We start from the raw sequence: 26,637 nt of genomic DNA on the forward strand, positions 1-26,637 counted from the left end.
AGATACTCGTTAACCAACAAGTAAAAAGTACGACGCTAACGCGTCAGTGCCTGTAAGAGGAAACCACCATGAACGATTTCAAACGTCTGCCCGCCGACTTCTGCAGCAACGCCGATGAAGCCTTTACCATTCCGGCGAACTTCTACACCCAGCAATCGGTGTTTGAGCACGAGAAAGAAACGATCTTCGCCCATAGCTGGATCTGTGTAGGCCACCGCAGCGAAGTCGCCGAAAACAACGCCTACATCACCCGTGAAGTGATCGGCGAAAGCATCATCGTTGTTCGTGGTCGTGACAGCGTGCTGCGCGCTTTCTACAACGTCTGCCCACACCGTGGTCACCAGCTGCTCAGCGGCAGCGGCAAGGCCAAGAACGTCATCACCTGCCCTTACCACGCCTGGACCTTCAAGCTCGATGGCGAGCTGGCCCATGCCCGTAACTGCGAAAACGTGGTGAACTTCGACAAGGAAAACTCCACCCTGGTGCAGTTGCGCGTCGAGGAGTACGCCGGTTTCATCTTCATCAACATGGACATGGAAGCCGGCACCGTTGAAGAACAGCTGCCTGGCCTGGAGGCGCGCATGCGTCAAGCCTGTGCGGTCATTGATGACCTGCACCTGGCTGCCCGCTTCGTCAGCGACACCCCGGCCAACTGGAAGTCGATCGTCGACAACTACCTGGAGTGCTACCACTGCGCGCCGGCCCACCCAGGCTTCGCCGACTCGGTAGACGTTGGCCAGTACACCCACACCACCTTCGGTAACTGGACCCTGCAATACGGTCTGGCCAAACCGTCGGAGCAGTCGTTCAAGTTCGACGATTCGGTGAAAGACCCATCCTTCGCCGGTTTCTGGACCTGGCCATGCACCATGTTCAACGTACCGCCAGGTGCGAACTTCATGACCGTGATCTATGAGTTCCCGGTCGATGCTGAAACCACACTCCAGCATTACGACATCTACTTCCTGAACAAGGACATCACCGAAGAGCAGCAGAAGCTGATCGACTGGTACCGCGAAGTGTTCCGTCCTGAAGACCTGCGCCTGGTGGAAAGCGTGCAGAAGGGCCTGAAGTCGCGTGGCTACCGTGGTCAGGGCCGGATCATGGCCGACCGTCAGCGCAGCGGCATGAGCGAGCACGGCATTGCCCACTTCCACAACCTGATCGCCGTCGCCCATATCAACGACTGACCCTGCCAGCCGCCGACCTACGGGTCGGCGGCGGTATACGGAGTGCCTTGCGTGAAACTTAACGATTCCAAACTGTTCCGCCAGCAAGCCTATATTGCTGGCGCCTGGTGCGAGGCCGATGACGGTCGCCACCTGGCCGTGACCGATCCGGCCAATGGCAACGTGCTCGGCAACGTACCGCTGATGGGCGGCGCCGAAGCGGTGCGGGCCATCGAAGCCGCTGAAGCCGCACTGGACGGCTGGCGCGGGCGCACCGCCAAGGACCGCGCGCAGGTACTGCGCCGCTGGTTCGAGCTGCTGCTGGAACACGAACAAGACCTGGCCCAGTTGATGACCCTGGAACAGGGCAAGCCGCTGCACGAAGCCCTGGGTGAAATTCGCTACGCCGCCTCGTTTGTCGAGTGGTTCGCCGAAGAAGGCAAACGTGTCTATGGCGATGTCATCCCAAGCCCGGCCAGCGACAAGCGTCTGCTGGTGATCAAGCAAGGCATCGGTGTCTGCGCCGCCATCACCCCGTGGAACTTCCCGGCGGCGATGATCACGCGCAAAGTCGCCCCGGCGCTGGCCGCCGGTTGCACCATCGTGGTCAAACCGGCCAACGAAACGCCCTTCTCGGCCCTGGCCCTGGCCGAACTGGCCGAGCGCGCTGGCGTACCGGCGGGCGTGTTCAGCGTGGTCACCGGTGATGCGCCGGCCATTGGTGCGCAACTGACCCGTCACCCGGCCGTGCGCAAACTGAGCTTCACAGGGTCGACCCCGGTTGGCCGCCTGCTGATGGGCCAATGTGCAGAAACCATCAAGAAGGTGTCACTCGAGCTGGGCGGCAACGCGCCGTTCATTGTGTTTGAAGACGCCGACATCGACGCCGCCGTGGAAGGTGCCCTGATCGCCAAGTACCGCAACGCCGGGCAAACCTGCGTCTGCGTGAACCGCTTCTATGTGCATGACCGCGTGTATGCACAGTTCACCGAGCGCTTCGTCGAGCGCGTACGCGCCCTCGGCGTCGGCCATGGCCAAAGCGACGGCACGCAGGTCGGACCGCTGATCAGCGACAAGGCCGTGGCCAAGGTCCAGAGCCTGATCGACGACGCGGTGAGCAAAGGCGCCGAAGTCGTACTCGGTGGCAAGGCCCATGCCTTGGGCGGAAATTTCTTCGAACCGACCGTGCTGGCCAACATCGGCCCAGGCATGGAACTGCTGGACGAGGAAATCTTCGGCCCGGTGGCGGCACTGGTGCGCTTCTCCAGTGATGAAGAGGTGATCACCCTGGCCAACGACACCCTCTATGGCCTGGCTGCGTACTTCTACAGCCGTGACCTGGCGCGGGTCTTCAAGGTGGCCGAGCGCCTGGAGTACGGCATGGTCGGGGTCAATACCGGGCTGATCTCCAACGAAGTCGCCCCCTTTGGCGGGGTCAAGCAATCCGGCCTGGGCCGCGAAGGCTCGAAGTACGGCATCGAGGATTATCTGGAAATCAAGTACCTGTGCCTGGCCGTTTGAACAGGCATTGAGTTACAGCGCGCGGCAGGGCCTGCCGCGCGTTGCTGCAGTCGAGGTGAACCATGGCCAACCCCTATGAAATGTTCAACGTGCGGGTAACCGCAGTAGAGCAAGCAACACCCCTGATCAAGCGCTTCACCCTGGCGCGCGACGATGGCGCAGCGATGCCAGCCTTTACCGGTGGTAGCCACATCATCGTACAAATGCAGGGTGCCGACGGCAGCCAGTTCAGCAATGCCTACTCGCTGATGAGCGACCCACGCGACACCCGCAGCTACCAGATCGGCGTACGCCTGGAAGAGCAGTCCAAGGGTGGATCGGCGTTCATGCATCAACAGGTCGAGGTCGGCAGTACCTTGACCATCTCCAGCCCGAACAACCTGTTCGCCCTGGACCCGACCGCAGGACGCCACGTGCTGATCGCTGGCGGTATCGGTATCACGCCGTTCCTGGCGCAACTGCATGAACTGGAAGGTGGCGACACCGACTACGAACTGCACTACGCCTTCCGCAGCCCGGAGCATGGTGCCTTCCAGGATGACCTCTCGAGCGGCCCCCATGCCGGGCGTACCCGGTTCTATATTGACAGCCTGGAGCGCAAGCTCGACCTGGCCGCACTCTGCGCAGGCCTGACCGACGATGCCCACCTCTATGTCTGCGGGCCCAAGCCACTGATCGATGCGGTGATCGCCACTGCCGCCAAGGCCGGCATCGCCGAGCAACGCGTACATTGGGAGCAATTTGCCGCCACGCCGGCCACCGGCGCAGCATTCACCGTGGTGCTGGCACGTTCCGGCCAGGAGCTGCTGGTGGAAGAAGGCATGACCATCCTGCAGGCCATCCAGAAGTCCAAGGCCGCCAACGTCGAGTGCCTGTGCCGGGAAGGCGTATGCGGTACCTGCGAAACGCGGATCATCGACGGCGAGGCCGAGCATTTCGACCAGTACCTGAGCGATGAAGAAAAAGCCGCCCAGCAGAGCCTGATGGTCTGTGTGTCGCGGGCCAAATCGGCACGCCTGGTGCTGGACCTGTAACACCGCCTCACCGACAAGCCAGCCCCAACCCTGTGGTCCTGTGATCCTGTGGTAAAGGGGTGCTGGCTTGTCGGCGCTGCAAGCCCCCCCCTGACGACTGACACTGGCGCACACCGTCAACCTCAAGTTGACAGCTTAGGTATACTGCAGGCTCTGTACCTGACCAGGACACCCCTGCGCATGATGGAAAACAGCTTCGCGTTTCGCCTGAAAGAATTGCTTGAACACCACAAACTCACCTTGCAGGCGGTGGGTACGGCATTGGGCATTTCGCGTACGGCGGTACACAAATGGACCCGTGGCGGCGAAATCGATTACGACAACCTGCGCAAGCTGGCAGCCTTCCTCAAGGTCAACTGGATCTGGCTGCGTTATGGCGAAGACGCGCTGCAGGATGTGCAGACTACCCAGGTGGTCGAACTGCCGATGACCGATCTGCGTCGCCGCTATACCGCCGAGATCATGGAAAGCGAAACCCGCATGAAGCTGGCCCAGGAAGGCGCCCGCATCGTGACCTGGGAATGGAACCTGATCAGCGATGAAGTCACCTATTCACCTAACGTCGAAGCGGTCTACGGCTGGCAAGTCAACCGTAACGAGGACTTCTGGGTTCACCTGCCCGAAGAGGATGTCCTCAACATGCAGGCCATGTACGCCCAGGCCGTGGCTGAAGGCACTGGCTGCGAGTGTGACTTCCGCATCTACCAACCCGACGGCGAACTGCGTTGGATCTCTTCGCGTGCCACGGTGGTCCGCGACAGCGCCGGGCGTTCGATCAGGATGGTCGGCATCAGCATGGACACCACGGACCGCAAGGTGGCTGAAGAAGCATTGCGCAACAGTGAAGAACGCTTTCGGGCGATCTTCGAGCTGGCCTGGGGCGCCCTCGCGTACATTGATCTGGACGGCACCTGGAAGCGGGTCAACAGCAGTTTCTGCGAGCTGTTGGGCTACCGCGCCGAAGCACTCTATGGCATGACCTTCCAGCAACTCACCCACCCTGACGACCTGGCGACCAACCTGACCCTGCTGCAGCGTCTGTTGGCCGGCGAGATCGACCGCTATGTCGTGGAAAAGCGCGTGCGCCATCAAGACGGGCATTATGTCTGGGTACGGGCGCGTACCGCCCTGCAACGCTGCCAGAACGGTGAGCCGGAACAACTGATCAGTGTGTACGAGGACATCAGTGCCCAGCGCGAAGAGCAGGCGCGCCTGCAGGCACGCATTGCCGACCTGGAAGCCCAGCTGGCGGCAACACACTGACCCCGTTCAGAGGCAGGTGGCCAAGGCGGCCATGCGACGCTGGGCAACCGCGTCAGGCTTCACCGCGTAGTAGTTGACGCGCGAGGCCGCCCCTTGGCTCTGGATGTCTGCAAACGACTCCGCACCGCGGGTGTAGACGGTAAAGCCGCCTTGTTTGCCGGGTTCCAGGTAACCACTGGCATCGACACCGAACACGGCTTCGTCCTGCCAGGAAAACTGAATGCACTGGGCAACGACGTCCGCCGACTTGGCCGATGAAAACGTTTTGCCCGGTGTCTTGCTTCGTGCTTCATCCATCGTCGAGGACGCACAGCCCGCCAACAACGCTGCGGCAACAACCGCGATGACTACCCGCATGGTCCATCCTCTTTGAGAAAACGCGACTGTATCACTGCGCGGGGCTGATGAGCGTGCCTGCCCGTGAAAACCTCCAGCCGGGCCTGTACATGCGTCACCGATAGAGCGTGTCGATGGCGCCATCGACAAGGTCAATTAGTCTTACATTTAGTAAGGCAATAGACTGCGGCGCAAGCGCGCACTCAGCCCTGCGCAGAATGGGCACCGGCGCACCCTCTGATTTCCAGCCTGTAAACCGAAGACCACCATCGACATGTTGCTGTCGGGCCTGGCCCCGACGCGCCATGCCTGACGTCGTCTGTATAAGGAGATAACCATGGGTCTTGGCAGAAGACAGTTCTTCAAGCTCTGTACCGTCGGCGCTGCCACCGCCACTTGTGCCACCCTCGGCTTCGCCCCCGGCGTAGCACAAGCGACCCAGTCGCGGCAGTACAAGCTGCTGCGCGCCAAGGAAACCCGCAACAACTGCACCTACTGCTCGGTGGGTTGCGGCATCCTCATGTACAGCCTGGGCGACGGCGCAAAGAACGCCAAGGCCCGCATTTTCCACATTGAAGGCGACCCGGACCATCCGGTCAGCCGTGGCTCGTTGTGCCCGAAAGGGGCCGGGCTGGTGGACTACATCCACAGCGAACAACGCCTGCTCTACCCCGAATACCGGGCACCGGGCTCGGACAAATGGCAGCGCATCACCTGGGAACACGCCATCGAGCGCATCGCCCGCTTGATGAAGGACGACCGCGACGCCAACTTCATCGAGAAAAATGCCAAGGGCACCACGGTCAACCGCTGGCTGAGTACCGGCATGCTCTGCTCCTCGGCCGCCAGCAGCGAGACCGGCTCACTCGATCAACGCTTCACCCGCGCCCTGGGCATCCTCGGTACCGACAGCCAGGCGCGGGTCTGCCACGCCCCGACCGTGTCAGCCCTGGCGCCGACCTTTGGCCGTGGCGCGATGACCAACAACTGGGTCGACATCAAGAACGCCAACGTGGTGCTGATCATGGGTGGCAACCCTGCCGAAGCGCACCCGGTAGGCTTCAAGTGGGTGATCGAGGCGAAGATTCGCAATGGCGCCAAGGTCATCGTGGTCGACCCACGGTTCAACCGCAGTGCCTCGGTAGCGGACATCTATTCGCCGATCCGCGCGGGCTCCGACGTGACCTTCCTGATGGGCGTGGTCAACTACCTGATCAGCCACGACAAGATCCAGCATGAATACGTACGTGCCTACACCAACGCCAGCCTGATCGTCCGCGAGGACTACCACTTCGACGATGGCCTGTTCAGTGGTTACGACGCGCAGAAGCGAGCCTACGACCGCAGTTCGTGGAACTACGAACTGGACGCGCAAGGCTATGCCAAGCGCGACCTGACCCTGAGCCATCCACGGTGCGTGTGGAACCTGCTCAAGGCCCATGTCAGCCGCTACACCCCGGAGATGGTCACCACGGTTTGCGGCACACCGAAAGACGATTTCCTGAAGATCTGCGCGATCCTGGGTGAAACCAGCGCCCCGGACAAGACCGCGACCTTCCTCTACGCCCTGGGCTGGACCCACCACACCAACGGCGCGCAGATGATCCGTGGCTCGGGCATGATCCAGTTGCTGCTGGGCAACATCGGCATGGCCGGTGGCGGGGTCAACGCCTTGCGCGGGCACTCCAACATCCAGGGCTACACCGACCTGGGCCTGCTTTCGCTGCGCTTGCCGGGTTACATGAACCTGCCGTCCGACGCGCAAACCGACCTTGAAACCTACCTCAAGCAGATCACCCCGACGGCGCTGCTGCCTGATCAGGTCAACTACTACAAGCACACCCCGAAGTTCTTCGTCAGCCTGATGAAAAGCCTTTGGGGTGACAAGGCGACCCGGGAGAACAGCTGGGGCTTTGACTGGTTGCCGAAGTGGGACGACAGCTATGACGTGCTCAACTTCAGCAACCGCATGTATGAAGGCAAGGTCAACGGCTACATCGCCCAAGGCTTCAACCCGGTCGCGGCGTTCCCGGACAAGAACAAGGCCCAGGCTGCCCTGGCCAAGCTCAAGTTCCTGGTGATCATCGACCCGCTGGCCACTGAAACCTCAAGCTTCTGGCAGAACCACGGCGAACAGCATGACGTCGATACCGCCTCGATCCAGACCGAGGTGTTCCGCCTGCCCTCGTCCTGCTTCGCCGAAGAAGACGGCTCCATCGTCAACTCCGGGCGCTGGCTGCAATGGCACTGGGCGGGTGCCGCACCGCCCGGAGAAGCCTGGCACGACGGCAAGATCCTCGGCCACCTGTTCCTCAAGATCCGCGAGCTGTACGAGAAGGAAGGCGGCGCCAACCCGGCACCGATCCTTAACATGGCCTGGGATTATGCCGACCCGCTGGACCCGAAACCTGAAGAAGTGGCGAAGGAGTCCAACGGTCGCGCCCTGGCCGACCTGCACGATGACCAGGGCAATCTGATCCTGCGCAAGGGCCAGTTGCTCAACGACTTCTCGCAACTACGCGACGACGGCAGCACCAGCTGCTTCAACTGGATCTTCGCCGGTTCCTGGACCGAGCAAGGCAACCAGATGGCACGGCGCGACAATGCCGACAGTGGCCTGGGCTGCACGCCGGGCTGGGCCTGGGCGTGGCCGCAGAACCGCCGCATCCTCTATAACCGTGCCTCGGCCGATCCGCAGGGCAACCCTTGGGATGCCAAGCGCAAACTGATCGGTTGGGACGGCACGCGCTGGAGCGGTGTCGACGTACCGGACTTTGCCGTCACCGCCGCACCGGGCAGCAATACCAACCCCTTCATCATGCTGCCAGAAGGCCTTGGCCGGCTGTTCTCGGTCGGTGCCATGAACGACGGGCCATTCCCGGAACACTACGAGCCAACCGAAAGCCCGCTGGCGAAGAACCCGCTGCACCCCAACGTCACCTATAGCCCGACGGCACGGCTGTACGAAAGCGACCGCCTTCGCATGGGCACCCGTGAAGAGTTCCCGTATGTGGCGACCACCTACTCGATCACCGAGCTGTTCCGTCACTGGACCAAGCACTCACGGCTGAACGCCATCGTCCAGCCCGAGCAGTTCATCGAGATCGGTGAAAAACTGGCCAGCGACAAGGGCATCGTTCAGGGCGACACGGTCAAGGTCAGCACCAAGCGCGGCTACATCAAGGCCAAGGCAGTGGTGACCAAGCGTATCCGCCGCCTGACCATCGACGGCCAGGACGTCGACACCATCGGCATCCCCTGCCACTGGGGCTACGAAGGCAGCACACGCAAGGGATTCCTGGCCAACACCCTGACCCCGGGTGTCGGCGAGTCGAATACCCATACGCCGGAATACAAGGCGTTTCTCGTGAATATTGAAAAGGTGTAACGGAGCGAACCCATGTCCATGCAATCCCAAGACATCGTCAGGCGCTCCGCCACCAACGCCTTGACCCCGGCGCCACATGCACGCGATCACCAGGCCGAAGTGGCCAAGCTGATCGACGTCAGTATCTGCATCGGCTGCAAGGCCTGCCAGGTCGCGTGCAACGAATGGAACGACCTGCGTGACGAGGTGGGTCACAACGTCGGCGTCTACGACAACCCGGCCGACCTCTCGGCTGAAACCTGGACGCTGATGCGCTTCGACGAAGTAGAAGACGAGAGCGGCAAGCTGGAGTGGCTGATCCGCAAGGACGGCTGCATGCACTGCGCCGACCCGGGCTGCCTGAAGGCCTGCCCGCAGCCGGGGGCAATCATCCAGTACGCCAACGGCATCGTCGACTTCCAATCCGAGCACTGTATCGGCTGCGGCTATTGCATCGCCGGCTGCCCGTTCGATGTGCCGCGCATCAGCCAGAAAGACAACAAAGCCTACAAGTGCACGCTTTGCGTCGACCGTGTTTCGGTCGGCCAGGAGCCGGCCTGCGTCAAGACCTGCCCGACGGGCGCGATCAACTTCGGCAGCAAGCAGGACATGCAGCACCTGGCCAGCGAGCGGGTGGTCGAGTTGCAGGGGCGCGGCTTCGCCGGGGCAGGCATCTATGACCCGCAAGGCGTCGGCGGCACCCATGTGATGTATGTGCTGCAACATGCCGACAAACCGCACCTGTACCACAAGCTGCCGACCGACCCGCGTATCAGCAGCGCCGTTCATGGCTGGAAGGGCTGGCTCAAGCCTGCTGCCGCAGTGGCGTTCTTCGCCACCCTGGCCGGCACCCTCTTCCACTACGTTGGCGTCGGGCCGAACGAGGTGGATGAACAGGACGAAACGCACGAAGAGGACACCCACGCATGAACAAGGACAAACTGATCCTGCGCACCCGTTTCATCGAGCGTGCCAGCCACTGGTTCATGGTCATCTGCTTCTTTGCCGTAGCGCTGTCGGGGCTGTCGTGGTTCTTCCCGTCGCTCAATGGCCTGAACGCAGTGTTTGGCACGCCGCAACTGGCGCGCATCCTGCACCCGTTCTTCGGGGTGGTGGTGTTCTTGCTGCTGATGTTCCTGTTCATCCGCTTCGTCAAATACAACCTGCCGGAGCGCGAGGACCTGACCTGGTTCAAGAACATCAAGCAGGTACTGGCCGGCAAGCATGAACCGGCGCTGCAGATCGGCAAGTACAACGCCGGCCAGAAAGTGCTGTTCTGGGGCATCATGGCCCTGATCACCCTGCTGTTGATCAGTGGCGTGGTGATCTGGCGACCGTACTTCGCGCCGCTGTTCTCGATCCCGATTATTCGCATCGGCCTGTTCGTCCATGCCCTGGCCGGCATCAGCCTGATCCTGCTGATCATCGGCCACGCCTACCTGGCGTTCTGGGTAAAAGGCTCGATCCGTGGCATGGTCACCGGTTATGTCTCGCATCGCTGGGCCAAGACCCACCATGATCGCTGGTACCGGCAGATCAGCAACAAGCAACCAGGGAGCGGTCGCAAGCAATGAGCAGCATTCAACTGACCCCGGTCGAGCCGCGCTCGCCGGGTATCACCGAGATCCCCGCCGTCCTGCTGCCAAGCCTCAAGCAACGCTATGCACCGCGTGCCGCGCGGCTGCGTCAGTTGGCTGAAGAGCATGTGATGGCCGATTACCTGAACTTCGCCGCCAACATCGTTGCAGCACAGCAACACCTGCTCGACACGCGGCCATTACCGGCGGCCTGCGTCGACGGTTTGGCCGAACGCTTGGGCCGCGCACAACCACCACTGGCCTATCACGAGTACCCGCGTGCGCCTTACTGGCAAGACGTGCTGGAGCAGTTGCTCAATCAACTGACTGCCGCGGCAACGCCCACCGTAAGTGCCGCCCTGGACGCGCTGCGCTCGCAAACACCTGCACAACGTGAGCAGCAAGCCAGCGCCCTGCTCGCAGGCGACTACACGGCAGTCGACAGCGGCCAGGCAGTATTCCTCTGGGCAGCCTTGTCGCTGTACTTCACCCAGTTGGCGGCGCACCTGCCCGCCTCAGCCAAGGCCCAGCCGGGTGAGGCTCGCCAGCATTGCCCGGTGTGCGCCAGCGCGCCGGTCGCCAGTGTGATCATGACCGGCGCCCAGGCCGGGCTGCGCTACCTGCAGTGCGGCCTGTGTGAAAGCCGTTGGCATATGGTGCGCCTGAAATGCAGCAACTGCGAAGCCACCGGCGCGCTCGACTACTGGTCGCTGGAGAATAAAGAGGCACCGATCAAGGCCGAGAGCTGTGACGACTGCCAGAGCTATCTCAAGGTGTTCTACCCAGAGCGTGACCGTGACCTGGAGCTGGTAGCCGATGACCTGGCCTCACTGGCGCTGGATGCGGAACTGGAACGCGAAGGGTTCGGGCGCAGTGCGCTGAATCCCTTCCTGTTTCCTGGCTAGGCGCTACCTGCCTGGGCAATACCCCCTGCGGCGTCAACGTCAAAGGGGGTATGTTCAGGCCTCAAAGCTGACGGCACATGGCGGCCCACTCATCCAGCATACCGGCCCGCACCACTGCCCCCGCCCCCGCTTCCTTACGGTACTCGGCCGCCATTTTGCTGACGCAATCATCACTGCCAGCGGCACGAGCGGTCGGCCGCGCGACGACTTTGACGCCGTCCTTGTAAGTGGCCTCTTCCACCAGCGTGCCTTGGGCATTCCACTGCTTGACCACGCCATTGAGCTGACCGTTGGCCCATTCGGCTGAAACCGACGGCTTGCCGCTGTCGGGGTAGAACTCTTCATGCAGGCCGACCTTTGCCCCGTCGGCATAGGTGCCGCGATAAATCAATTGGCCCTGCTCGGTAAAGCGCTGCATCTGACCGTTGTACTTCCCTGCAACCGCACCAGCAGACAGGACCCGCTTGCCGGTCTTGGCACTGAAACTCTCAATCGTGCCCTGGGTCTGGTTATCCTTGTACTCGGCGCGGTACAGCGGCTTGCCGGTCTCGGGATGGAGCACTTCCAGTTCACCGTCGAGCAGGCCGCCCTTCAGATGGCCTTTGGCAAGCGTGCGCTTACCGTCATGGCTGAAGACGGTGGTCTCACCCTCGAAGGTGCCGCCGGCATAGCGGGCCTGATAACGCACCAGTGTGGATCGTGGGGTAAAACAGGTCACCGGCCCGTCGAGCCGACCTTCGTCGACCTTGATGGTGCACAGCAGGTTCTGCCCGAGCAAACCATCGGTGGTATTCCCGATCAGGTTCAACAGCCGGTTCAGTGTGTCGAGCAGGTCGTTATGCCCGACCTGAAAGGCCAGCAAGCGCTCAGGAAAGTTGGTGACTTCACCGGTCAACGGCTGGTTGGCACCCTTTTCGTAGACGGCGCCGTTGACGATTTCGGTATTGCGAAACTCGATGCTTTTGCCACAGCCCGCCAGCAAGACGGAACCGGCCACCAGTAGGGAAGCCGCTATTTTCTTGAACATGTGTTCCCCGCGTGCAGATGATCAGCCAGCCAATCGATCTTCATTTGCCGCTTAAGTTCCATGGAGCGGCCTGCACGGGGGACGCACCGGCTCGGCGAGCCGGATCAATAGACCAAGGTATTACTGCCGGGCTGCCCGGCTGTGGTAGAAATACAGGTACGGCGTAATGAGCGTGTAGGGTTCCAGCTCATTTACAAGGCTCACTCAGGGGGACCAATGCTGCCCGATTCAACCCATACCAGCGTCCGTACCGTTCATTCCGCGAAGTTACGCGGCCGTGTGGGCCTGTACTTTGTTGCCGGCCTGTCGGTACTCGCGGGGATGACCGACGCCATCGGCTTCATGGCCACCGGCGACTTCGTCTCCTTCATGAGTGGCAACACTACCCGCCTCGCCGTTTCACTGGGCGAACAGCAGTTTGGCCCGGCCCTGCGTATCGTGTTGCTGATCGCAGCCTTTGTGCTGGGGAATGCCTTGGGTGTCATCGCCGCCCGCCTTAGCGGTCGTCGGCCATGGCCATTGCTGCTGACAATTGCCACTCTGCTCTGCATCACCGCCCTCCTGCCCACATCACTGCAACTGCTGGCACTGGTCACCGCAGTGGTTGCCATGGGCCTGGTGAACACCGTGGTGGAGGAAGTGAACGGCCTGCCCATCGGCCTGACCTACGTCACAGGGGCATTGTCGCGCTTCGGCCGCGGCCTGGGCCGCACGTTGCTCGGTGAGCGTCGGCACGGCTGGCGTGTGCAGTTGGTGCCCTGGACCGGCATGTTCGTAGGTGCCGTCATCGGCGCCCTGCTGGAAACAACCTTTGGCCTGGGCGCCATGTTGTTCAGCGCACTCCTGACACTCAGCCTCGGCCTGATCTCGTTGAAGATCCCTCGACGCTGGCAACTGCGCTACATGCCACGCTGAGGCCGAAGCTGAGGCGCCGTTGCCCGACAACTCATGGCCTTAAGCTATGCTTAAGCTCCCCCGATTACCGTCTGCGGCGAACCCACCCACAATCGCGCAAAACTAGGGAATCGTTATGACGCGGAACAACAATGAACAGCGCTATGGTCGCCTCACCATTGCCCTGCACTGGCTGATGCTGGTGTTGATGGTTGGCGTGTACGCCTGCATAGAACTCAAAGGTAATTTCCCCAAGGGCAGCGAGCCTCGTGAACTGCTCAAGCAATGGCACTTCATGCTGGGCCTGGGCATTTTCACTCTGGTGTGGATACGCCTGCTCAGCCGCCTGATTGCCCCCACGCCGAAAATCACCCCGACACCACCGCAATGGCAGACGGCACTGTCCCATCTCATGCACTTGGCCTTGTATGCATTGATGATCGGCGCACCGCTGGCCGGCTGGCTGGTGTTGAGCGCTGCCGGTAAACCCATCCCGTTCTTCGGCCTGGAATTACCCCCGCTGATTGGCAAGAACCCTGAGCTGGCAGGTCAAATCAAGGAGTGGCACGAACTGGCCGGCTCGGCGGGTTACTGGCTGATCGGCTTGCATGCCGTGGCTGGTTTGTTCCACCACTACGTCAACCGCGACAACACCCTCAAGCGCATGCTGCCGGAGCAGGTTCGCCTGAAGTAATGTTTGATCGGGTCCTGGCGCCGTACGTGTAACGCGTGCGCCAGGACATTCCCACCATCGGGCCATCCCCCCGATAGACACTCGCCGTATACCTCCCGCCTGAAACGTCTGCCGAAAAATGCACGCCTGCGCGCAACCATTTCGCCTTAAAGATTGCCTGGAATGGGCCGATACAGGTTGCAATTCCCTGTCGAGGCGACGACCAGAGCAGCTCGTCCAAGCGCTTTACATAACGCTAGTTAATGCCAGAATGCCACCATCAAAGGCCTGCTGGTGGTAAAAGCTGCGCTTTGAATAACCACTAAACACAACCGTTCTCGGAACTGACGCCCAATCACGACTGTTTATCCCAATACCCGATCGTCACGGCACCAGCGCCGTACCTGGTCATGCAAGGAAATGGAATATGAGCACCTCGGTTACATTTAACGGAAATCAAACGGACACCAGCGCCATCATCGCCTCCGGCAACGTAGAAAGCCCAAACCTCACGGGGCTTACCGACAACGGCTATGTAGTTGCCTGGTCGGTGGACAACGCCGACTTCGAGGGAATGGTGGTCAATCGCTACGCGGCCAATGGTGACTTGCTGAAAAGTACCCAGATCCGCTCCAACGATGTCGACGATCCATCGGTCACCGCCTTGCCCAATGGCCAGTTCATTCTGGCCTGGAGCTCGGAAAATGATGCGACCCACACCTCTACCGTTTACACCCAGCGGTTCGATGCCAATGGCAATAAAAGCGGCAGCCCGGTGGTCGTTACCACCTCCCCGCTTGAGCTTGAAGACGCCAAAGTCACCGTACTGAGCGCCACCCAATACATCGTCACCTGGGGCGAGACCCATGAAAGCCCTTCGGGTGACGAGCGCGAAGACACCTCCGACCTCAAGGCCGTGGTGTACACCAACAACGTGGCCGGCACTGTGCAGACCCTCGCCACCGCCAATCCGGCCGACGGCGAAGCGGACGACATGACCGTGCTGCCCACCGGCAACGGTAGCTACTGGCTGGCGTACAGTGTTGAACGCGGCGAGGTGATTGACGCCACCACACCGCCGACCTATCAGTACACCTCCAAGTACCTGATCAGCCAGATCGGTGCCGATGGCAAGGTGGTCACAGGCACGGCAAAAACCCTCGACACTGTCACCAGCAACTATGGCAATGCTGCCTATTTCAACGTTGTCGACGTCACCGGTGGCTATGTGGTCAGTTGGGTTGACCAAAGCGCCTCCGGCATGAACCGGGTCATTCATACCCAACGCTACGACAGCCAGTTCAATCCCGTCGGCACGCCATCGGAAGTCGAGAGCGCCTATTCGGTCAATGGCGCCAGCATCACCTCACTGCCGAATGGCGGTTACCTGCTGGCCTGGAACGAATACGCCATGGGCGAAGCCAATGTCTATGTCCAGCGCTTCGCCGCAGACGGCACGGCCAGCGATGCAACACCGATCAAGGTCGCAACCGCAGGTGTCGATGAAATCCTCTGGGACACCCCGGCAGTGACCGTCCGGGACGATGGCACGATTTCCATCAGTTGGGAAACCGGTACCCAGACAAACGACAGCCCTACCGCAATCTACCTGCAAAACATCAGCAGCACGGGCGAGCTGCTGGGTGTCGACACGACCATCGACACACTGAACAACGTCATCATCGGCGACAGCGCCAAGAACACCCTGACCGGTGCTGCAGGCAACGATACCCTGGACGGTGGTGCCGGTGTCGACAAGCTGAGTGGTGGTGCCGGCGACGACACCTACCTCGTTGACCTGCGGAGCAAAGGTGCAGGCAGCAAGGCAACCGTGGTACTGGAAGACACGGTCCTCGAGACTGCCAATAAGGGCTCCGACACCCTGAAGCTGCGCATGGACACCAACCTGGCCCAGAATTTTGCCGGTAAAGCCGCACTGACCCTGGGTGCGAACCTGGAAAACCTCGATGCCTCCGCAACCGGCAAGCTCAACATTGGCCTGACGGGTAACGCCCTGGTTAACCGGATCGTCGGCAGTGATGGCGACAACCTGCTTGACGGCAAGGCCGGCATCGACACCCTGATCGGCGGCAAGGGCAACGATACCTACCTGCTCGACAACGTTGGCGAACTGGCGCTGGTTCAAGAAAACGCGAACGAGGGCACCGACACCCTGAAAGTTGGCTACGTCAACAAGGGCAAGGCACTGACCATCGACTTGAACCAAAACAATCTGCTGAACTTCGAGAACGTCACCGTGGCCGGTGCAGGCCTGTTTAACCTGACGGGTAATGCGCAGAACAATATCCTGATCGGCAACATGGGCAACAACACCCTCAGCGGTGGTGCCGGGGATGACGTGCTTGACGGTAAAAAAGGTGTCGACACCCTCAAGGGCGGCACGGGCAATGACACCTACTACGTCTACAGCAACAAGGACGTGGTCATCGAGAACGCCAGCGAAGGTACCGACACCGTGCGGGTCGTGTCTTACCTCAAGAACAGCTACACCTTGGCCGCGAACGTTGAAAACGCCATCGTCGACTCCAAGGCTGCGATCAGCCTGACCGGTAACGCACTGAGCAACACCCTGACCGGTAACGACGTAGCCAACACCCTCAACGGCGGCCTTGGTGTCGATACCCTGATCGGCGGCAAGGGCAATGACACCTACGTCGTCGACAACGCTGGCGATAGTGTGATCGAGAACGTCAACCAAGGTGCGGACACTGTCAACGCCTCCATCGACTACGTACTGGGGGCCAACATTGAAAACCTGACCTTGCTTGATGGTGCCCTCAACGGTACCGGCAACGCCCTGAAAAACACCCTCATCGGCAACACGGCGAACAACACGCTGGACGGCGGTGCGGGCGTTGACAAGCTGGTCGGCGGCGCTGGCAATGACACCTACATCGTCGACCTGCTGGCCAAGGGCGCTGGTGGCAAGGCGACCGTGGTGCTCGAAGACACCGTCATCGAGAGTGCCAAACAGGGCGTAGACACCCTGGCACTGCGCATGAGCGACGCTTCCGTCAACGCCTTCCAGGGCAAAGCAACCATCACGCTGGGCGCCAACCTGGAAAACCTCGACGCACGCGCGACCGGTAAACTGGGCATCACCCTGACCGGCAATGCTGCAGACAACACCCTGTGGGGCAACACCGGCAACAACACCCTCAATGGCGGCGTGGGCAACGACACCCTGTATGCCGGCGATGGTGGCAACAACGTGCTGATCGGCGGCACCGGTGCCGACACGCTCTATGCCGGCAGCGGTGTCGATACCATCAAGTTCAATGCGTTGAAGGAACTGGGCCTGAACAACAAGCAGGACGTCGTCCATGGCTTCACCACCAATGCAGTGAGCCCAGGCAAAGGCGACAAGCTCGACTTCTCCGCGCTCAAGGGCTACACGTTCATCGGTGAAGCGGCCGACTTCAGCGGGGCGGCCAAGGAACTGCGCTACGTGACGGATGGCTCTTCCGTGACGCTGTACGGTACCTCGAACGCTGACCACAGCGCCGATTTCTCGATCAAGCTGGTGGGTGTCACTGCTCTGACCGCTGCAGACCTGGTGCTCTAAGCATCAGTGACCGCTGTCTCTGTGGCCTTGATGGTCACAGAGACAGCACACACTAGTGCCCACCCCTGACGGCCAACACTGATGTGTGGCCGCCAGGGGTGGGCATTTGTTCACTCTACAGACAATGATTTTTTGAGCCCCCCCCTCGCGGGCCTCAGGTAAGGGACCATGTCAACGCAACCCAGGACTGAACTGGAAAGCGCCCTCGCAGCATGCAGGGAGAGTTTTCTATCGGTCGGTTTTTTCAGTTTTTTCGTCAACCTGCTGATGCTGGTGCCCTCCTTCTACATGCTCCAGGTGTATGACCGCGCCGTAGGCAGCGGCAGCCTCTCGACACTGCTGATGCTGACGCTGATCATGCTGCTGTTGATGGTCACCCTCGGTAGCCTGGAGTGGGTGCGTTCACGAGTCATGGTGCGCATCAGCACCCGCCTGGACACCCTGCTGAACCAGCGACTGTTCGATGCCAGCTTCAGGCAGGCGCTGAACAGCGGCGGCATGAATGCGTCAGCCCAACCCCTCAACGACCTCAGTAGCCTGCGCCAGTTTCTGACCGGCAATGGCCTGTTCGCCTTTTTCGACACCCCCTGGATTCCGATCTACCTGGCGGTCATGTTTATCTTCCACCCCTGGTATGGCTGGATGGGCGTGATCAGTGCCCTGCTGCTGGGTGCGCTGGCCTACCTCAACGAAAAACTCACCCAGGCACCCCTGCAAGCGGCCAACCGCGAGCAGATGGCGGCCACTACCTTCACCCAGAAAAGCCTGCGCAATGCCGAAGTCGTCGAATCGATGGGCATGCTTGCAGACCTGCGCCAGCGCTGGAGCCAGCGCATCAACAAGGTCTTGATGCTACAAAGCTGTGCCAGCGATCGCGCTGGTGCCATTGCGGCGGTCTCCAAGACCTTCCGCCAGATTGTCCAGTCACTGGTACTGGGCCTGGGCGCCTACCTGACCATCAAGCATGAGATTTCTTCCGGTCTGATGATCGCAGGCTCCATTCTGCTGGGGCGCGCCCTGGCCCCGATCGACCAGCTGATCGGTATCTGGAAAGGCTTCGTTGGTGCGCGTGCACAGTACTCACGGCTGCATGAACTCCTGCAGAAAGTTGCCGCTGAACCGGTGCGCATGTCACTGCCGGCACCACACGGTGCCATCACGGTCGAGAGCCTCTCCGTCAGCTCGCCAGGCAACCGCACGCCATTGGTGCGTAACCTGAGCTTTCGCGTGGCTGCTGGGGAAGCCGTGGGTATCATCGGCCCCAGCGGTGCCGGCAAGTCGACCCTGGCCCGCGCCCTACTCGGGATCTGGCCAAGCCTGGCCGGCACGGTACGCCTGGACGGCGCCGACATCAGCCAATGGCGACGCGACGAACTGGGCCGCTACATTGGCTACCTGCCACAAGACATCGAGTTGTTCGAAGGCAGCATCAGCGAAAACATTTCCCGCTTCGGTGAAGTCGACGCTGCCGCCGTTGTCGCTGCGGCCCGAATGGCTGGTGTGCATGAGTTGATTCTGCAATTGCCACAGGGCTACGACACCCTTATCGGCGCCAATGGCGGCGGGCTTTCCGGTGGCCAGCGCCAACGTATCGGCCTGGCCCGCGCCCTGTATCGGGCACCGCGACTGGTGGTATTGGACGAACCCAACTCGAATCTCGACGACACCGGTGAACAGATGCTCGCTGAAGCCTTGCGCAAACTCAAGCAAAGCGGTGCCACGGTATTTGTCATCACACACCGCTCGGGCGTGCTGGCAAACGTGGATAAATTGCTGGTGTTGAGCCAAGGCGAACTGAGCCTGTACGGGCCACGCGACAAGGTCTGGGCGCACCTGCACAGCAATATAACCGCGCACGCGCAAACCGCTCAGGCCTAACGAACAAGCAGATGATCAACGCCATGCAAGACTCTATGCACGCCTCCGTCACTACGGCGCAATTGCCTGTCGATGACCGGCCAACCCGTCGTGTCGGTTTCCTTATTGTGATGGTGACCTTTGGCCTGTTCGGCGGCTGGGCGGTCTTTGCCCCCCTGGAAAGCGCTGCACTGGCGCCCGGTGTCGTCACCGTTAAAAGTTACCGCAAGACCGTGCAACACCTGGAAGGCGGCATCGTCCGCGAATTGCGGGTACACGACGGCGACCGAGTAACGGCAGGCGACGTCTTGCTGGTCCTGGACAACACCCAGGCCCGCTCCGAGACAGAGATGATGCGCAGCCAACTGATCGCCGCACGCGAACTGGAAGCACGACTGGTCGCCGAACGCGACGGATTGGCAGAGCCTGCCGCCGTGCCCGACCTCGACGCCACTGATCCGCGTGTACGTGAAGCCCGCGACAGTGAAGCGCGTATCTTCCAGACCCGCCGCAACGGGCTGCTGGGCGAGATCGGCATACAGGAAAAAGCGATCCGTCAGATCGAGGAACAGATTCGCGGCTTCCGGGCGATCATCGCCAGCAAACAGACCCTGGCCACCTCCTACCAGGAAGAAATCGTCGACCTGCGCGCCTTGTTGGCCGAAGGCTACGTTGATAAACAGCGCCTGCGCGAACAGGAACGCAGCCTCGCACGCCTGCAGGCCGAAGTGGTCGAGCATCAATCAGCCAGCGCCCGCGCCCAGGTACAAATCGGTGAGGCCGAGCTGAAGATTCTCCAGTTGAAAAAGACCTTCGCCACCGAAGTTGCCGGGCAACTGGGTGAAACCCGCACCAAGATCTACGACCTGCGCGAGCGACTGGCCACCGTACAAGACCGCGACAAGCGCACGGAAGTGCTGGCACCAGAGTCGGGCATGGTCATGGGCATGACCGTGCATACCTTGGGCGGTGTGGTAAACCCGGGCACGCCGCTGATGGACATTGTTCCGGCCAACGAAGAACTGATTGTCGAAGCACAGCTATCGCCCACCGATATCGACCGTATCGTGGTCGGTCAGTTGGTGGACATTCGCTTCAGCGCCTTCAAAAGCAGCGCAACCCCGGTCATTGAGGGGCAATTGCTGCAGGTCTCCGCCGACCGCCTGACCAACAAGGAGACCGGGACGGCGTATTACCTGGCCCGTGTAGCGCTGACCGAAACGGGTCGAAAAACCCTCGGCAACCTGGCGCTGGTACCGGGTATGCCTGCCGAAGTCCTGATCAACACCGGCGCCCGTACCCTGCTGCAGTACCTGATACAACCTGCCAGCAATGCCTTCGCCCGCTCGCTGATCGAGGACTGACATGAAGTACCTGATCGCGATGTGCTTAACCGTGCCACTGGCAGCACTGGCCAACAGCCCAGTTGAAAGCAGCGCCGCAGGCCACGCCGTCGACCTCTGGCAACTGCAGCAGGAGGCCAGCAGCGCCGACCCACGCATACTGCGTGCGAACGCCTTGATTCGCAGTGGCGAAGGCCGCCAGCGCGAAGCGTTTGGCCAACTCCTGCCGCAGCTCAGCGCCGGTGCCAGCGTCAACCGTAGCCGGCGTGATGACGACCTGAGCCGAACCGAGTACACCGGTCGGCGCGCTACCCTGAGCCTGAATCAGGTGATCTATGACCCGCAGGTCTGGCGCAGCTACCAGAAGTACACGCAACTGACCAAGCAGCGTGAGTACGAGTCGGACGACACTCAGGTACAAGCCAGCATCGACTTGTCCGAACGTTACTTTGCCGTGCTCGCCGCCGAGGACGAGCTTTCCCTGGTGCGTAGCGAACGCAGCGCGACCGAGCGCAACCTCAAGCAAGTGAAAGCCATGTTCGCCCGGCAAATGGCGATGATCACCGACGTAAACGATCTTGAGGCACGGGTCGACACGCTGCTGGCCGATGAGATCGAGGCAGGCAACAAGGTCGCGAACAGCCGCGAGGCCATCTCCGAACTGGTAGGGCGTGACGTTCAGGAACCGCTCAAACGGCTGGGCGACAACCCGAGTTTCAGCCTGCCGGCTCAAGCCCAGGATTACTGGGTAGAAGCGGCCCTGAGCAGCAATCCGGCACTGCTGGCCCGCCAACAAAGCGTCAATGCCGCCGATGCGGCAATCGCCGAAGCCAAGGCCGGGCACCTGCCCCGTCTTGGGCTGAACCTGACCGCACTGCGCAGCGACATCGGCTATGAGGGCACCCTGACACCGCGCTCGGAAAACTATGTCGCGTCCCTCGACCTGCAAGTACCTCTGTACAGCGGCGGCTCCACCAGCGCCCGCGTGGTCAGCTCGGAAGGCGACAAGGACGCCGCCCAGCAGGAAATGGAAGCCCTGCGCCGCGAGATCATCAAGGAAACCCGTACAGCCTACATCGGCATGAGCGCCGAACTCGGACGTATCAAGGCCACCCGCCGCGCGCTGGAATCGGCAACGAAGTCACGCATCTCGACGGAAAAAGCCTTTGGCTACGGGGTCAAGAATGCAGTCGATGTGCTCTACAGCATCAAGGAAGAGTTCCGCGCCCGCCGTGACCTCTACCAGGCGCAGTACCGCTTCATCACCAGCATGCTGGTGCTGCACCGCTGGAGCGGACGCTTGGCACAAGCCGATATCCGCAAGGCCAACGAGTGGCTCGTAGAGCCACTCTAGTGCTGCACAAGCGGCCTGAGTGCCCTGACAGTTCGTCTTCCACTCCCGATACACCGCTCTGGATACGCTAACCTGCAGGGATGAGCACCTGCAGGGGCTTTCGATACCGGTAGCAACCGGACCGGATACCAGCTCATCCCCCGGCAACAGCTTGAGCCGCGCGTTCAATCATTGCCCAGACGGTAACCTCGACCTTTGCCCCCTTCCCGTCCTCACACTGCAATGTGAGGCGAAGCTGCCGACACCAGCCTTGTAACAACTTTCGGAAGCGTCCTACATCCCTCCAGAAGTGCATCTGCTAGCGTTCCAGTCCTTTGCCATTCGAGGTGTTCCGCTATGCGCGAGCACCCCACTCATTACCACTGCAGTCAGCAAGGCCACTGTCGGCAAGACCTTCATGGATGACCACTGCCTGGCAATCGAATTAGACAAGGATGCAACATGAATCAGGAAGCCAGTCCGGCAGAGCTTAGGCAGGCGCGTCTCAGGCAAGCCTTTGACAATGTTCCGGTGGGGCGCGGCTGTTGCCCGATGAAATCCCCCGAGGTTGCCATCTTTCCGGTGCGCTACGCGATTGACGCGTCCCCGGAAAAAGGCCAAGCACAAGGCCCGCATCCACTGCCCAAAGGCTGGGCACCCAAACTCCAGCCCACCTTGAAAACCCGCAGCTACACCCTGCGCCAACTGCGGGACGGCTGGTTGTATGTCTGGGACAGCGTCGACAAGACCTTCCACGAGTACCAGGTCATCGGGCGGATGTTTACCCGCCACACCTGGACCGCGCTGGAAATTGGCCAGGACCTGCGAACCAACCCCGGCGAATCACGGCCGTACCTGCTGTACCCCCGCCGCAGCATCTTGCGCCTGGCCTTTTCGCCGGTGCAATGGACCTGGCGGCTGTGCGAAGCCATGCGTTCCGGTGGCCTGCAAACGCCCTGGTTGCGCGACCTCGACCTGCCGGACTACTGCGACACCTACCAGGTTGCCCACGGTGCGCCACTGGTGCAACTGGGCCAGAGCGTGGCCGATATCCGCGTACAGGACCAGCCTGCACCGAACCTGCTCAGCACCACGCTGCCCACCGATGCCGACCCATCCGACCCCGACCGGCCGTTCAAGCGGGATTTCGAGGAAGCGCTGATTCGTGGCTACGTGCCAGACCAGAACACGGCACTGTTCATCGCCCTCGACGACCCGTTGGCGCTGGTTGACGACCTGAGCCTGAACCTCACCGGGCGGCGCCTGGAACAGGCACTGTTCGAGCAGGAGCACCAGGAGAAACTGCAAACGGCCACCGCGGTGCAAGCACTGTGCGGCTTTGATTGCACACCGCTGCTACCCGCGCACGTCGCCCAGGACCCGGCACTGACCCGTGCCTACACCGATGACCTGTACACGTTGCTCAAGGCCGATGATGAATCCGAGCGAGCCCGTGAGGTCGGCAGTGCGGGTGATGCGCCCATGATCGAGACGTGGCGCTGGGAGATCGAGGCACATGAGGCGACGTTCATTCAGCGTTGGGGCACACTGCCGCACCCCGGCACCTGGCGGCGCACCCTGGCCGAGTGGCGCGACAAACGCCTGTGGCGCGAAGACGTCCACTTCGATGAACTGCAAGGCTTCCTGAGCCGGGCCACGGCCCAGGCGGCCCAGCTTGAGGCCCATGCCCAGCGCAGCGAACGCGACCTGCTCAACTGGCTGGAGCGGCTTGCACCGAATGCCGACACCCTGTTCTTCGACACCTGCAACCCGGCCCACAGCCGCGCCTTGCTGGAGACTGCCGAAGGCCTCGCAACCCTGTTGGGTGGCGGCGAGGCCGGGCAGGACTGGCTGTGCCGGCAGGCGGTGAAACCGAGCACCCTGCTGGGCACGGCGCTGTTCAACTTCAACCCGGAAATTGCCGCGCTGGTACGCACGGTCGCGCACAACTTCGCCACCACCGGCCTGCTCGATGGCCGTAGCCAGGGCGATGGCAGCACCCGCCCCGTCGACCCCGAAAACCCGGCGGATGTCACCAGCGTTGCCACCCGGGCGAACGAACTCAAAGGCGTGCTCGACCTGCCCTCGGTCAAGCAGAGCAAGGCCTACCAGGCGCTGAGCACGACAGCCCGGCGGGCGTTCGACACCTTGGTGACGGTGGCCAACAGCAGTGCCGAAGGGGCCTGGCACACCCTGAGCATGACCCTGGCGCCGGCCTTGCAACGGGCTTACGCCAGCGCGACGGACGTGCTCACTCAGGTGGCTACCCAGGCCTTGATCTCGACCCAGGCCTCTGACGCTACCCAACTGCGCTTCAACCCCGACTTCAAGGCGCAGTTCCGCCGCTGGCAGCAGCAGGTCCTTGGCTTGCAACGGCAGATCGACGCCCAGCAGCGCACGCTGACACGTCCCGGCGCGCCTCACGATCAGGCCGCGACCCGCACCGCGCTACGTAGCTTGACCCTGCAACTGCAGGACCTGCATTTCAGCCGGCCGCATCAACTGCTGTTCACACTGTCCCCGGTCAACCGCCTGAATGTGCCTGTCGATCACCTCCACCAACAACTGGGCGACCTCGGGCAACAGGAGGCCCTGGCCCAGCACCGCCTCAAAAGCCAACAACGCGAGCGCTTCAACGCCCGCAGCCGCGAATGGATGGGCAAGCACTTCGGCCAGGCGCTGCCGCTGATGCTGGTCGGGCTGAATGTCTGGAACACCCTGTACAGCCTTGAACAAGCGAGTGCCGACGGCCTGTTCAACAACAGCGAACTGCGGATGATGACCGCCAATGCGGCCTATACCGGTAACGCAATGATGGCCGTGTGCGTGGGCCCGGCGTGGAATCGGGCGCAGGGGATGTCTGCGCCGTTGGGCAACGAGATCACGAAACTGACGAAAGCGGGCGCCAGGGCATGGCTGGCTCAAGGCGACATCAACTTCGCGCAGGCCGCCAAGCGGTTGATTGCCCGCACGGCGACCTGGGCGGCGCTCGGCGCGATTGCTGCAGGTGTTGAGGCGTGGCAGGTATCGAAGGATATTGCGGGGGCGAGTAGTGAAGACGAGAGGAATGCACTGGAATGGAAGTACGGCACTCTACGTATGATGAGTTTCGTTGCAACTATCCAATTTACCGGCGCTATTTTGGGCTACTGGTTGAACTTTGCCTGGATCATGTCCTCACCGGTCACCATTGTTCTGGGCGCACTCGGCATTGCCTATCTGCTGTTTTCAGTACATGCCAACCGCTACAAGCGCGAAGGCCTAAGGCTGTGGCTGTACCGCTGTAGCTGGGGCAAAGCTCCAGAGGAAAACTGGGTAGGCATTGACGGCCATAAAACCCAATTGACGGCCTTGCTGGAGATCCTGCAGCGGCCCAGCGTCTGGGCCCGAGCGGTGTACACCTATCCGGACCGAGGGCCGCAACGTTGCCTGGGGTTCTGGGTGCAACTGCTGTTCCCCGCCACGCTGGCGGGCAGTATTGTCCAGCTGCAACCGGTGGTGATCGACAGCGAAGGCTCACCGGTCTATCACACGCCGCAGCAGCAGAGCCCACTCTACGAGCACTTTCTGCGCGGTCATTGGGTTGATCCTGAGTTGGCCGGGCAACTGCCGGAGGCCGCCGGTGGCCAGCAATTACAGAGCGACTTTGCCTATCAGGCCAAGGATCCATACCGCGTATGGCAGGCCTGGGTGGCGACACCCACGAGCAATGCAGCACTGGAACTGGAGGTGCATTACCCGCCACCGCTCAATCAACGTGCAGACGCCCGTGGCTACATGTTCCGTGTGGCCTTGCGCGACGATTTACGTGAGGCCGAGCGCCAAAATACGCTGTTCACCGACATGCTGCCTGAAGAACAGAAGTTGGAGAAACACAGTCTCTATGGGTTGAACCTTCAGGTGCCAGAGGGGATTGAAAAATGAAGGCTTCAGAGGGGTTGTCTCGCGTGAAGTCCCTGCTGGGCAACTGGGCCACGCCACGAGAACTGCCGCCACAACTGACGTGGAAGTATGCACATGAACCAGAGCTGCTGGGGTGGAGGATCAAGGCACGAAACTACAATACCGTTATTGCTAACGGGTTGTTTTTTTTCTGGCTGGTGGTTGCTGTTTGGTTTGGGTTTTCTATGCACTCAAATTTTGAAACATATGATGAGCCTGTGCGTTCATTATGTGCCCTCCTGTTTTTCTCTTTATTGATCATTACTGTATTAAGCATGACCCATCAACGCATGAATTTTGCCTACCGTTTTACAAAGTCTGGAGCAGAATTTTGCAAATGGAAGGTTTTTCCGGAGTGGACACTCACTTTCTTGAAGGGTTTGGCAGCATTCACGGCGATTGCATTTATGTGTATGGCAAGTGCATATAACGATCCGGCGCTTCTGATCGGTGCTATTGGCGGATCAGGTAGCGTGATGTTGACACATGCCTCCATGAATTCAGCGCGCTACCGTGATTTGCAAACAGACTTTCATCACCATACCTACGAGTGGTCGAGGTTCACTGAGGTAGCCATAGACCGAAAGCAAAAATTGGTTGGCTTGGAGTTCGCTTGGTACAACGATTATCTGAACAAACACTCGCGCAGTACCTTCCCACTTTTTGCCAAGCGTAAAGCGTTCGAGTCGATCTTGGGGCTTGTTGAGCAGCACCTCCCGAATGTACCTCGGGCCGACAGGTACGTTGACCGTGGTTAACGCGCACTGGGCGGAGGGAGATGGCTAAATGACTGCAGTCAGCGGTTTATCT

Annotated in this window: 18 protein-coding genes; 16 read left to right on the forward strand and 2 right to left on the reverse strand. The window is 61.1% G+C overall.

Annotated features, from left to right (window positions below):
* The first annotated feature begins 68 nt into the window (after positions 1-68).
* The 4 genes from CYD26_RS04860 to CYD26_RS04875 all read left to right on the forward strand — a co-directional run bounded on the left by CYD26_RS04860 (position 69) and on the right by CYD26_RS04875 (position 4,987).
* Positions 69-1,190: an aromatic ring-hydroxylating dioxygenase subunit alpha gene (locus tag CYD26_RS04860; protein WP_065758628.1), complete on the forward strand. Its 1,122-nt coding sequence runs from the start codon at positions 69-71 to the stop codon at positions 1,188-1,190.
* A 51-nt stretch (positions 1,191-1,241) separates the two neighbouring features.
* Positions 1,242-2,690, forward strand: coding sequence for an NAD-dependent succinate-semialdehyde dehydrogenase (locus tag CYD26_RS04865; protein ID WP_065758627.1), 1,449 nt, complete (start codon positions 1,242-1,244; stop codon positions 2,688-2,690).
* Between the two features lie 62 nt (positions 2,691-2,752).
* Complete coding sequence (locus CYD26_RS04870) at positions 2,753-3,724, forward strand: PDR/VanB family oxidoreductase (RefSeq protein WP_102051923.1); 972 nt, start codon at positions 2,753-2,755, stop codon at positions 3,722-3,724.
* A gap of 180 nt (positions 3,725-3,904) precedes the next feature.
* Positions 3,905-4,987 carry a helix-turn-helix transcriptional regulator gene (locus CYD26_RS04875; protein WP_065758625.1) on the forward strand — a complete coding sequence of 361 codons (1,083 nt, stop codon included), beginning with the start codon at positions 3,905-3,907 and terminating at the stop codon, positions 4,985-4,987.
* 6 nt (positions 4,988-4,993) lie between these two features.
* Here CYD26_RS04875 and CYD26_RS04880 read toward each other — a convergent pair whose 3' ends face one another.
* On the reverse strand, positions 4,994-5,344 hold the full coding sequence (locus CYD26_RS04880; protein WP_102051924.1) for a hypothetical protein: 351 nt from the start codon (positions 5,342-5,344) through the stop codon (positions 4,994-4,996).
* Positions 5,345-5,660: 316 nt separating this feature from the next.
* On the opposite strand from CYD26_RS04880, the gene fdnG reads away from it, so the two are divergent.
* The 4 genes from fdnG to fdhE are packed head-to-tail and all read left to right on the forward strand — an operon-like array spanning position 5,661 to position 11,172.
* Complete coding sequence (gene fdnG / locus CYD26_RS04885) at positions 5,661-8,711, forward strand: formate dehydrogenase-N subunit alpha (RefSeq protein WP_102051925.1); 3,051 nt, start codon at positions 5,661-5,663, stop codon at positions 8,709-8,711.
* 18 nt (positions 8,712-8,729) lie between these two features.
* Positions 8,730-9,620: a formate dehydrogenase subunit beta gene (gene fdxH / locus CYD26_RS04890; RefSeq protein ID WP_281182059.1), complete on the forward strand. Its 891-nt coding sequence runs from the start codon at positions 8,730-8,732 to the stop codon at positions 9,618-9,620.
* A complete protein-coding gene (locus CYD26_RS04895) occupies positions 9,617-10,264 on the forward strand; it encodes a formate dehydrogenase subunit gamma (protein ID WP_065758622.1) in 648 nt (215 codons plus the stop codon). Before fdxH ends, CYD26_RS04895 begins: the two co-directional genes overlap by 4 nt.
* A complete protein-coding gene (gene fdhE / locus CYD26_RS04900) occupies positions 10,261-11,172 on the forward strand; it encodes a formate dehydrogenase accessory protein FdhE (RefSeq protein ID WP_102051926.1) in 912 nt (303 codons plus the stop codon). The genes CYD26_RS04895 and fdhE overlap by 4 nt, the downstream gene beginning before the upstream one ends.
* Before the next feature lie 61 nt (positions 11,173-11,233).
* On the opposite strand, the gene CYD26_RS04905 is transcribed toward fdhE, so the two are convergent.
* Entirely contained in the window at positions 11,234-12,199 is a 966-nt protein-coding gene (locus CYD26_RS04905) for a toxin-antitoxin system YwqK family antitoxin (RefSeq protein ID WP_102051927.1), read from the reverse strand.
* A 216-nt stretch (positions 12,200-12,415) separates the two neighbouring features.
* On the opposite strand from CYD26_RS04905, the gene CYD26_RS04910 reads away from it, so the two are divergent.
* The 8 genes from CYD26_RS04910 to CYD26_RS04945 all read left to right on the forward strand — a co-directional run bounded on the left by CYD26_RS04910 (position 12,416) and on the right by CYD26_RS04945 (position 26,585).
* Positions 12,416-13,114, forward strand: a complete 699-nt coding sequence (locus CYD26_RS04910; RefSeq protein WP_102051928.1) for a YoaK family protein — start codon at positions 12,416-12,418, stop codon at positions 13,112-13,114.
* A gap of 115 nt (positions 13,115-13,229) precedes the next feature.
* Complete coding sequence (locus tag CYD26_RS04915) at positions 13,230-13,787, forward strand: cytochrome b (RefSeq protein ID WP_102051929.1); 558 nt, start codon at positions 13,230-13,232, stop codon at positions 13,785-13,787.
* A 406-nt stretch (positions 13,788-14,193) separates the two neighbouring features.
* Positions 14,194-17,352, forward strand: coding sequence for a calcium-binding protein (locus CYD26_RS24960; RefSeq protein WP_145991781.1), 3,159 nt, complete (start codon positions 14,194-14,196; stop codon positions 17,350-17,352).
* Positions 17,353-17,520: 168 nt separating this feature from the next.
* Positions 17,521-19,230, forward strand: a complete 1,710-nt coding sequence (locus CYD26_RS04925) for a type I secretion system permease/ATPase (RefSeq protein WP_102051930.1) — start codon at positions 17,521-17,523, stop codon at positions 19,228-19,230.
* Between the two features lie 23 nt (positions 19,231-19,253).
* A complete protein-coding gene (locus CYD26_RS04930; RefSeq protein ID WP_256587497.1) occupies positions 19,254-20,573 on the forward strand; it encodes an HlyD family type I secretion periplasmic adaptor subunit in 1,320 nt (439 codons plus the stop codon).
* Position 20,574: 1 nt separating this feature from the next.
* Positions 20,575-21,906: a TolC family outer membrane protein gene (locus CYD26_RS04935; RefSeq protein WP_102051931.1), complete on the forward strand. Its 1,332-nt coding sequence runs from the start codon at positions 20,575-20,577 to the stop codon at positions 21,904-21,906.
* Positions 21,907-22,347: 441 nt separating this feature from the next.
* Complete coding sequence (locus tag CYD26_RS04940; protein WP_102051932.1) at positions 22,348-25,809, forward strand: T6SS effector BTH_I2691 family protein; 3,462 nt, start codon at positions 22,348-22,350, stop codon at positions 25,807-25,809.
* Positions 25,806-26,585 (forward strand): hypothetical protein, encoded by a 780-nt coding sequence (locus tag CYD26_RS04945; RefSeq protein WP_102051933.1) that lies wholly within the window; start codon positions 25,806-25,808, stop codon positions 26,583-26,585. The genes CYD26_RS04940 and CYD26_RS04945 overlap by 4 nt, the downstream gene beginning before the upstream one ends.
* The last annotated feature ends 52 nt before the right edge of the window (positions 26,586-26,637 follow it).

Source organism: Pseudomonas sp. FFUP_PS_473 (genome assembly GCF_002858665.1).
Lineage (GTDB): Bacteria > Pseudomonadota > Gammaproteobacteria > Pseudomonadales > Pseudomonadaceae > Aquipseudomonas > Aquipseudomonas defluvii.

What these genes read in the sequence shown, in the direction of transcription:
- CYD26_RS04860 (WP_065758628.1), top strand. Translation starts at nt 69, where the DNA reads ATGAACGATTTCAAACGTCTGCCCGCCGACTTCTGCAGCAACGCCGAT.
- CYD26_RS04945 (WP_102051933.1), top strand. Translation starts at nt 25,806, where the DNA reads ATGAAGGCTTCAGAGGGGTTGTCTCGCGTGAAGTCCCTGCTGGGCAAC.
- CYD26_RS24960 (WP_145991781.1), top strand. Translation starts at nt 14,194, where the DNA reads ATGAGCACCTCGGTTACATTTAACGGAAATCAAACGGACACCAGCGCC.
- CYD26_RS04870 (WP_102051923.1), top strand. Translation starts at nt 2,753, where the DNA reads ATGGCCAACCCCTATGAAATGTTCAACGTGCGGGTAACCGCAGTAGAG.
- CYD26_RS04905 (WP_102051927.1), bottom strand. Translation starts at nt 12,199, where the DNA reads ATGTTCAAGAAAATAGCGGCTTCCCTACTGGTGGCCGGTTCCGTCTTG.
- CYD26_RS04940 (WP_102051932.1), top strand. Translation starts at nt 22,348, where the DNA reads ATGAATCAGGAAGCCAGTCCGGCAGAGCTTAGGCAGGCGCGTCTCAGG.
- CYD26_RS04915 (WP_102051929.1), top strand. Translation starts at nt 13,230, where the DNA reads ATGACGCGGAACAACAATGAACAGCGCTATGGTCGCCTCACCATTGCC.
- CYD26_RS04910 (WP_102051928.1), top strand. Translation starts at nt 12,416, where the DNA reads ATGCTGCCCGATTCAACCCATACCAGCGTCCGTACCGTTCATTCCGCG.
- fdnG (WP_102051925.1), top strand. Translation starts at nt 5,661, where the DNA reads ATGGGTCTTGGCAGAAGACAGTTCTTCAAGCTCTGTACCGTCGGCGCT.
- CYD26_RS04875 (WP_065758625.1), top strand. Translation starts at nt 3,905, where the DNA reads ATGATGGAAAACAGCTTCGCGTTTCGCCTGAAAGAATTGCTTGAACAC.
- CYD26_RS04930 (WP_256587497.1), top strand. Translation starts at nt 19,254, where the DNA reads ATGCAAGACTCTATGCACGCCTCCGTCACTACGGCGCAATTGCCTGTC.
- fdhE (WP_102051926.1), top strand. Translation starts at nt 10,261, where the DNA reads ATGAGCAGCATTCAACTGACCCCGGTCGAGCCGCGCTCGCCGGGTATC.
- CYD26_RS04895 (WP_065758622.1), top strand. Translation starts at nt 9,617, where the DNA reads ATGAACAAGGACAAACTGATCCTGCGCACCCGTTTCATCGAGCGTGCC.
- CYD26_RS04880 (WP_102051924.1), bottom strand. Translation starts at nt 5,344, where the DNA reads ATGCGGGTAGTCATCGCGGTTGTTGCCGCAGCGTTGTTGGCGGGCTGT.
- CYD26_RS04925 (WP_102051930.1), top strand. Translation starts at nt 17,521, where the DNA reads ATGTCAACGCAACCCAGGACTGAACTGGAAAGCGCCCTCGCAGCATGC.
- CYD26_RS04935 (WP_102051931.1), top strand. Translation starts at nt 20,575, where the DNA reads ATGAAGTACCTGATCGCGATGTGCTTAACCGTGCCACTGGCAGCACTG.
- fdxH (WP_281182059.1), top strand. Translation starts at nt 8,730, where the DNA reads ATGCAATCCCAAGACATCGTCAGGCGCTCCGCCACCAACGCCTTGACC.